We start from the raw sequence: 7,638 nt of genomic DNA, 5'->3' as shown, positions 1-7,638 counted from the left end.
ATTGCTATTATCGGTCATTTTAAAGCACTTAAATCATTTCCTCTCGCTTCGGGATTATCAGCATTTCGCATTATTGAAATTAAAATAATAATTAATTTTCAAATTGCAAAAATAACCGCTAAACCCATAAATACCCCAAAAACAACATTACTTCATAATATAACAACATCCATTATTCCACTAAAATCTGCTGTGTTGTTTGATTTCATATTTTCGTCCTCCTTTGTTATTTTAAAAATTTGCTTTTACTTAATTTGTTTCTTTTTTGATAATAAATATTTTTTCTTTTTTTGATAATATTGTTGTTGATTATTAAAGTAATTTTTAATATTGTTTTTCTTAGTCATTTTTTTCTTTCCTTTCGAAAGGTAAGTAAAATAAATGCAATAATAATTCACCAATCATAAAATCACAATCAATTCCAAGGGTAATTAAAAATAAAATAGGGGAAAATAATAGCAACAAAATTCCAATAATAATTGTTAAAGGATATAAAAGTCATTTTCACCAAACTTTTTTCTTATTTTGCATCTTTAATTTTTCCTTTCTATTTGAAATATTGCTGTAAATATTTTTTCTAACACATCAACAACAATGCTATTACCAGCTTGTTTATAAAGTTGGGTTTCTGAAACAACTTTGCTTGCTTTATCAAAGTCTTTATTACTAAATCCCATTAATAATCAACATTCTCGTGGAGTTAAAACTCGTAAAAAGTATTCTTTTTCATCAATTAAAAAAGATAGTATTTTACTACTATCTTGTTGTTGTCTTTTATTAGACTTCTTGCGATACCCTTTTTTATTAAAATATTATTATAAAATATAATTTATGAGGACATAAAAATATGAACAATAATAAATTTAATACTCTTAATGATAGAGAATGGTTAAGATTAACAGGAATAAAAAAATCCACTTTTAATAAAATGTTAGATATTTTAAAAGTTGCTGAAATAGAAAAATTTAAAAAAGGTGGTAAAACTAATAAATTATCATTAGAAAATAGATTATTGATGACTTTATTATATTGACGAGAATATCAGACTTATTTTCATCTTGGTAAAAGTTTTGATATTAGTGAGGCTAATTGTTATCGTAATATTAAGTGAATTGAAGATATTTTAATTAAAAACTCTGATTTTCAACAACTTGCTGGTAAAAAAGCACTAATAAATGATTATTTTAATGATAAAACTATTATTATTGATGCTACCGAAACTCCAATCCAACGCCCAAAAAAAGACAAAAACAATCTTATTCTGGTAAAAAGAAAAAACACACGATCAAAACACAAGTAATTATCGAACAAGAAACCAAAAAAATTATTGCAACAAGTTTTTCGCTCGGAAAAAAACATGATTATGCTTTATTTAAAGAATCAAAAATCCCAATTTTAAAAAATACCAAATTAATAGTTGATAGTGGTTATCAAGGAATACAAAAAAATCACAATAATGTTCTAATACCTACAAAGAAAACAAAGAAAAACCCTTTAAACAAAGAACAAAAGCAATATAATAGACTAGTTTCAAAAATGAGAATTATTATTGAAAATATTTTTGCTATTCTTAAAAAATTTAAAATTATTACAGAAAAATATCGTAATCGAAGAAAAAGATTTGGTTTAAGATTTAATTTAATTGCCTCAATTTATAATTTACAATTATTATATTTAACATAAAATATTTATTTAAAATTAAATAATTTAAATAATAAATTAATTTTTCGTTGTGGAAAAATATTAAATTTTTAAATAAAAAACATAATTAATTAAAATTATATTTTTCTATTAGTATCTTTTTTACAAATATTTGCAATTTTTTAACAAGTAATGCAAGAAGTCTATTATCAATCATAATTTTATTGACATTACTTGCTGCAATTGTTCCCATATAATTATTTTCTGTTTTTCAAAACCGATTATATGATCCATTAATTAGCAAACCATCTTTTGCTCGTGGTAAAACAATAAAATTACCATAATCCTTAATTGGCAATGCAATTTGTGGTGGTCTCCCGTGTCCTGTTGTAATGGTTGAAATAAGATTATTTTTTGTTATATCATTAAAAATATTAACTTGATTATAATTTCTCAAATTAATCATTAATTTTCCATCATTAAGTTTTTTTATATCATTGGGAATTGCAATAATTCCTGCGTTTCCTCATCGCATTTGTTTTGTTGTAATTGTATAAGAGCATTGTTGAATGATTTTAAGTTTATTGTTTTCAATTGCTTTTTTCATTGATTCTTGTCTAATAAAATATTTTTCATTTACATTGTTTTCTAAAATATCTTTTACTAAAAATTTTAAATTACAAGGTTGGGGATATTGAAATTTAAAGTCTTGCTTTAATGTTGAAATCATAAATAATCGTTTTCTATTTTGGGGAATTCCATAATCTTTGGCATTCATTGTAAAATATTGGTTATGATATCCTAATTTATTAAGTTGATTTTGTAGATTTTGAAATCCAACAAAAAACTTTTTGCTTAATAAATTTGGTACATTTTCCATTAAAAGATATTGGGGTTTTGTTGGCATTGTTTGTATTAAATCAACAACTTTGTAAGCCAAACCACTTCGCTCGCCACTTAATCCTTGCCCATTATTATTAGCATTTGAAATATCTTGGCACGGAAATGATCAAGTTATTAAATCAGCACACGGTAAAGTTTCTAATTTAGTAATATCACCTAAATTAGGGGTTTCATAATCATTAAAAATAGCTCGGTATGATTTTTCTGCGTATTTATCGTTATCACAAAAAGAAATTACTTTGTGTTTAATTCCAATCTTTTCTAATGCTTTTCTTTGACTTCCAATCCCAGCAAATAATTCAATTACTTTAAGCATAATAAACCATCATTCTTCTAATTTTTCTTTTATCTAAAATGATTCATGGATTGGGATATCTATAAGAACAAAAAAATAATATACGGATATTGTTTTTATTATAAATATTATGAATATATTTACAAAACGGACAATTAATCATTGCTGCACCTCTTTCTAAAAAACAAGATATTAATTATCTTGTTTTATGTTATTTTCATTATTTTTGTTTTTTTTATTTTCAATTAATTGTCAAATTTCAAAACAAATACACAATATAAGTCCGCCACTAATTACAATGTTAAAAACACAAATTACAACATAAACACAAAGACTTGCACTATCATTTATTCATCCCCTACATAAAATTAAAAATGTAGTCATTAAAACACACATTATAATTGATAGGAAACTAATAAATAATTTTAATAAATTAATTTCTTTTAAAAATTTTTTCACATTAAATCATTCCCTTCTTAATTTCTTTTAACTTCATCCAAAATAATTTTTGCATCTTTAATTTTTGTATTTATTTTTTCTAAATCTTTCTGATTAAAATCACTATTTTTAATTTCGCTTAATAAATTTAAAGCACTATTTAAGTTGTTTATTTGTTTTTCTAACAACTTAATTGCTTGTTGTTTTTGTTCGTCTGTAAACTCATTTTCTTTTTGACATAGTAAAATTTGATATTCACAATTATTTAGTTCCGATATTTTAAGCAATTTTTCTGCTTGTGTTTGTTTTAGTTCTGTTTGATAATCTTCTTCAATTTCATAGTCATTTTTACTATTTTCAATTTCTTTAATTACTTCATCATATTCTTTAATTTCTGCTGTAATTTCTTGTTTTAATTTTTCATAGTAAAAAATGTCTTTAATTTTTTGTTCTTTGGGTTTTGTTGGTGGTAATCATGGTTTATTATTACCGATATTTCCACAACTAATCAATGGCATTGTACTTCCACACGACAACGAAAATATTGATAACAAACTAAGTAATTTTTTCATATTTGTTGTATCCTAAATAAAAACCATTATCTCAATAATTAGGATTATCAATATTTTCTAAATCTTTTAGTAATTGTTTTAGTTCTGTTTCTGTTAATTTTCGCTGTGTTGTTTTGTTATCATAATGATTGTTATATTCATTTAGTAAATCATTATTAGCATTAATTTTGTTTTGCGAATTAAACTGTTTTTTGTTTTCTTGTTTTAATTTTTCAAAAGTTAAAAGTAAATTTTTTCCCACAATATTACCATTTTTATTATTGATACTACTATGAACCATATAATTTTTATTTTCATCAATTTCTAAACTAAAATAATTTTGATAACTTGATAAACCTAAACCATTTTTATCTCAAACAACGCAATCTTTTTGTTTGTTTATTAAAATATGAGTTTTATTATTTATTTCTTGTGAAATTAAATTTTGGTTTAAATAAATTTTTTTTATCACATTTAACACCTCCCTTTATTTTTTACATTTTTGGCATTTATAGAATTTATTAAGCGTTAATCATTCTGAATTTAAAATAGTGAACTCTTGTTCACATCTAATACAGTCAATAATTATATTCTCATTAAACCTTGCTTTTGGTTTTGAATAATCTTTTTTTATGATAATCACCTCGCTTTTTTTGCTTTTAATTTTATTTTTTATAAAATTAATATCCAATAGTAGTTTAAAAATAAATAATTAAACCATAGAACCACTTCTTAACGAATTGGTTCTATATTTTTGTCTGGCTCTTTTTTTCAATTAATATCAGATAAATGATTTACCACTGTATAACCAAATTTATCTTCAACATAAATTTCTATAATTTCATTTCACGATTTTTCTTGTAATTCTTTAAACTTTTTTGTTAAATATTCATCAATATCTTTTATATTATCAATTGTTCCACTTGATCAACAATATCCTGTTCAATATTGTTCTAAACCAAATTTATATCAAAAGTTTTCTTTTTCTTCATGATCGGTATTTTTTGAAATTAAATCCGTTATTTTATAATGATCTTTTATATTATCTGAATCTTTTATAACTAAATACATGTTTCATCCTCCTTACTAGGTAATTTGGCATAATTATTCCTCTAAACTTTCATATTTTTTATATTTAATAATACATCTAATATCTAAATTTAATATATTTCCATAATCTGAACAATTTTCATCATGTTCAAATTCATTAACTACTTTAAATAAATTATTATCATCGCAAAACTCCTCTGATTCACATTCATTACATTCAATATAGTGTAAAGTTATATCACTTTTCTTTAATTGATTATGCCGATACATTTCTAATTTATCTCTGTCTGATAACAAGATTCCATATTCTTTATCTTTTTCAGCAAGTTGGTTTTTAAGTACTTGATTTTCTTTTTCTAACTTTTCATATTTAATTCATTCTGTTATTGTCATTATTTATCCTCCATTTCCAATATAACAATCGCCGTCTATTTTATAAAATATTAAGTTTTAAAAAACTAAAATTTTAATATTCAGTGTAATAAACATCTTCAAATCATTCTGTTTTTTCACGATGGTTAACTTTGTGAAACTGCTTTGGTGTTCCACATTTTTTACATTTAATAAAAGTATTTTTAGACATATTTTTCATCCCTCTTCTTTTTTATTTCTGATAAATAAAAACCAACTAATTTTAATAAATAGTTGGTTTAATTTTTTTATCGTATTTAATTTAAAATATTTTCAATATTATTAACTTTATCAATTAAAGCTTCCATAATTTGTTCTAAATTACTTAAATTGTTTTCTGTTGTTGTTTTAATTTCGTTAATTAAATCACTAATTGTATTTTTGATATTATTTTCAACCATATAATTTCTCCTTTCTAATTTTTAATATTAAAAATTCATCATTTATTTTTCTTAAAAATTAATTTTTTAATAATTTGATGGTTATTTTGGCATTGTAAAGTCAAAAATCAAAGGTTAGCATTTATTTTTTGTTTCTTAATAAATTTTAATCTTGATAAGCAATGCCGAGCATACTTTTTACAATATCAGCCACCTTTTCTGTTTTTGGTTAATTTTGTAAAGTACTCATTGATATAACACTGACATTTATTAATTAATACTGTCTTATTTGTTAATTTAATTTTTAACTCTTTTCAACAGAGTTCTTTTAAAGACACTTTCAAAACCTCCTTATAAATAGTAAGATTTCTAAATTTTTTTATTGTGGAACACTAACTCTTTAACTATTGCAAGTTAAAGATTTATCCCCAAACCACAATAACTCTTTTATATTGCCTAAAAGAATTTCCTACATTGTATCGTAGCGGTACGGTGCCCCCTATATTGTTTATCCTCGCTTGCTTGGTTTAACGACATTCCAAGTAGGAGAGTTTTATTTAGTTGGTTTGGCTATTGTTTTCTTAAACTAAGCAAGGTTAACGACAATTTTAACCTAATTAAAAAAGATAGAATTTTATATCTATCTTTTCCTTAGTTTTTGGAAATTTTATACCAACCGAATATTTTATGCGGTCAAATTATATAAAGATTTTAAAATTACTCATAAAACAAAATTAAATAAATTAACTGCTAGTGACTATCCTACTTTATCGGATTTGTTTGTTTTAATTGAAAAACAAGAAAAAAGCGAACAAAACAAATCACATTTATACAATGTTTTATGAAAACTTGCCAAAGGAGCCGATGGTGCTTTGTGAAACGGAATAAGTACCCTGTCGCTAAAAAGTGATTTNATTGTTTTTGATACNCANGAATTAACAGCAAACAAAAACCGACAAAANGCCCAATTGTTTTTAATGCTTTCCTTTTTGGATAAGGTGGTAAAACAAAACAAAGCCAAAAACCAAGCATTACCAATTGCTGAACAACAATGAATTTGTATTGCCATTGATGAAGCACACTTGTTGATTAATGAAAACAATACCTTAGCGTTGAATTTCTTGTTTGAAATGACAAAACGGATTCGGAAATATAACGGTATTTTGTATATTATGACGCAAAATATCAATGATTTTATGGGTAATGCCAATATTAAAACCCAAGCCCAAGGAATAATAAATAACTGTTTATATCAGTTTGTTCATCATTTAGCGGCGAGCGATTTACAAGATTATGATAATTTAATTGCCTCAAGTGGGCGGTTAAATCAATATCAAAAAGATACGCTTGCAACCGCTCCAACGGGAACATGTCTGTTTTCGATTGGTNCTAATAACCGAATGTTATTAAATGTTGAAGCAAGCGAAATAGAACAAGAAACTTTTAGTTAGGAGGTAAATTTATGTCTAAAATAAAACAATATTATCAAAAACTTAATAAATTGCAAAAAGTAATCTTTTGAATTATTTTTGCTGTATTAANNTTTTTCTTGTTTGTTGCGTTAATTAATATTGTGATTGCTCTTGGCTATGCGGGAATAAAACTAAANGCNNTTACTTGACAAACNTTTTCAACTGCTTATNNNAAAGATATTTGNTTTAAAATTTCAGCAATTATNNGCANTATCGNTGTGNTTGTCNTTGNTGGTTTTATTGGTTATCAGAAATGACANCATTTTGATATGTTTGCTTATGAACAAAAAAAGAAAGCGAAAAGAAAAGAGCAAGAATTTAAACAAATTCAACAAAGTAATTTGCTTAATTTAAACAAAAACTTTGGTTTAATAAAATCAAATTTATCTCAACATACTTTGTTGGTCGGAACAACGGGAAGCGGTAAAACAACGACATTAATGCAAATTATAAAAGAGTTAAGGTTTAAATTTCGAGAAATAACCATAATTATTGAT

At 24.1% G+C, this 7,638-nt stretch carries 9 protein-coding genes and 1 pseudogene; 2 read left to right on the top strand and 8 right to left on the bottom strand.

What is annotated here, in order from left to right; all coding sequences use genetic code 4:
• Both TS70_RS05350 and TS70_RS05345 read right to left on the bottom strand, forming a co-directional pair.
• Positions 1-209: Mbov_0395 family pilin-like conjugal transfer protein (locus tag TS70_RS05350; protein ID WP_198049636.1), on the bottom strand; the 209-nt coding region annotated here is incomplete at its 3' end.
• Between the two features lie 324 nt (positions 210-533).
• A pseudogene (locus TS70_RS05345) lies at positions 534-773 on the bottom strand (DNA cytosine methyltransferase); the annotation flags it as partial.
• Positions 774-847: 74 nt separating this feature from the next.
• Here TS70_RS05345 and TS70_RS05340 point away from each other — a divergent pair.
• Positions 848-1,683, top strand: a protein-coding gene (locus tag TS70_RS05340; RefSeq protein WP_105628856.1) for an IS5 family transposase whose coding sequence is annotated in 2 segments (ribosomal slippage) — positions 848-1,244 and positions 1,244-1,683 — 837 coding nt in all. Because the reading frame shifts where the segments join, the coding sequence is not laid out codon by codon here.
• 85 nt (positions 1,684-1,768) lie between these two features.
• Here the strand turns inward: TS70_RS05340 and TS70_RS05335 are convergent.
• From TS70_RS05335 to TS70_RS05310, 6 genes are all read right to left on the bottom strand, one after another.
• A complete protein-coding gene (locus tag TS70_RS05335) occupies positions 1,769-2,860 on the bottom strand; it encodes a DNA cytosine methyltransferase (protein ID WP_198049634.1) in 1,092 nt (363 codons plus the stop codon).
• Positions 2,861-3,315: 455 nt separating this feature from the next.
• A complete protein-coding gene (locus TS70_RS05330; protein ID WP_198049633.1) occupies positions 3,316-3,849 on the bottom strand; it encodes a hypothetical protein in 534 nt (177 codons plus the stop codon).
• On the bottom strand, positions 3,833-4,300 hold the full coding sequence (locus TS70_RS05325; protein WP_164028482.1) for a hypothetical protein: 468 nt from the start codon (positions 4,298-4,300) through the stop codon (positions 3,833-3,835). The genes TS70_RS05330 and TS70_RS05325 overlap by 17 nt, the downstream gene beginning before the upstream one ends.
• A 260-nt stretch (positions 4,301-4,560) precedes the next feature.
• Positions 4,561-4,899, bottom strand: coding sequence for a hypothetical protein (locus tag TS70_RS05320; RefSeq protein WP_198049632.1), 339 nt, complete (start codon positions 4,897-4,899; stop codon positions 4,561-4,563).
• A gap of 33 nt (positions 4,900-4,932) precedes the next feature.
• Positions 4,933-5,271 carry a hypothetical protein gene (locus tag TS70_RS05315; RefSeq protein WP_198049631.1) on the bottom strand — a complete coding sequence of 113 codons (339 nt, stop codon included), beginning with the start codon at positions 5,269-5,271 and terminating at the stop codon, positions 4,933-4,935.
• A 275-nt stretch (positions 5,272-5,546) separates the two neighbouring features.
• Positions 5,547-5,690, bottom strand: coding sequence for a hypothetical protein (locus TS70_RS05310; RefSeq protein ID WP_198049630.1), 144 nt, complete (start codon positions 5,688-5,690; stop codon positions 5,547-5,549).
• Positions 5,691-7,410: 1,720 nt separating this feature from the next.
• Between TS70_RS05310 and TS70_RS05300 the strand changes: the two genes are divergently transcribed.
• On the top strand, positions 7,411-7,638 hold a 228-nt coding region (locus tag TS70_RS05300; RefSeq protein ID WP_198049628.1), incomplete at its 3' end, for a type IV secretion system DNA-binding domain-containing protein.

Origin of the sequence: Spiroplasma sp. hyd1 (assembly GCF_016082235.1) — a bacterium.
In the GTDB taxonomy this organism is placed as follows: Bacteria; Bacillota_I; Bacilli_A; order Mycoplasmatales; family Mycoplasmataceae; genus Spiroplasma; species Spiroplasma poulsonii.
Note: the sequence above shows the minus strand (reverse complement) of the source record. Positions and strands in the feature narration are given on the sequence as shown.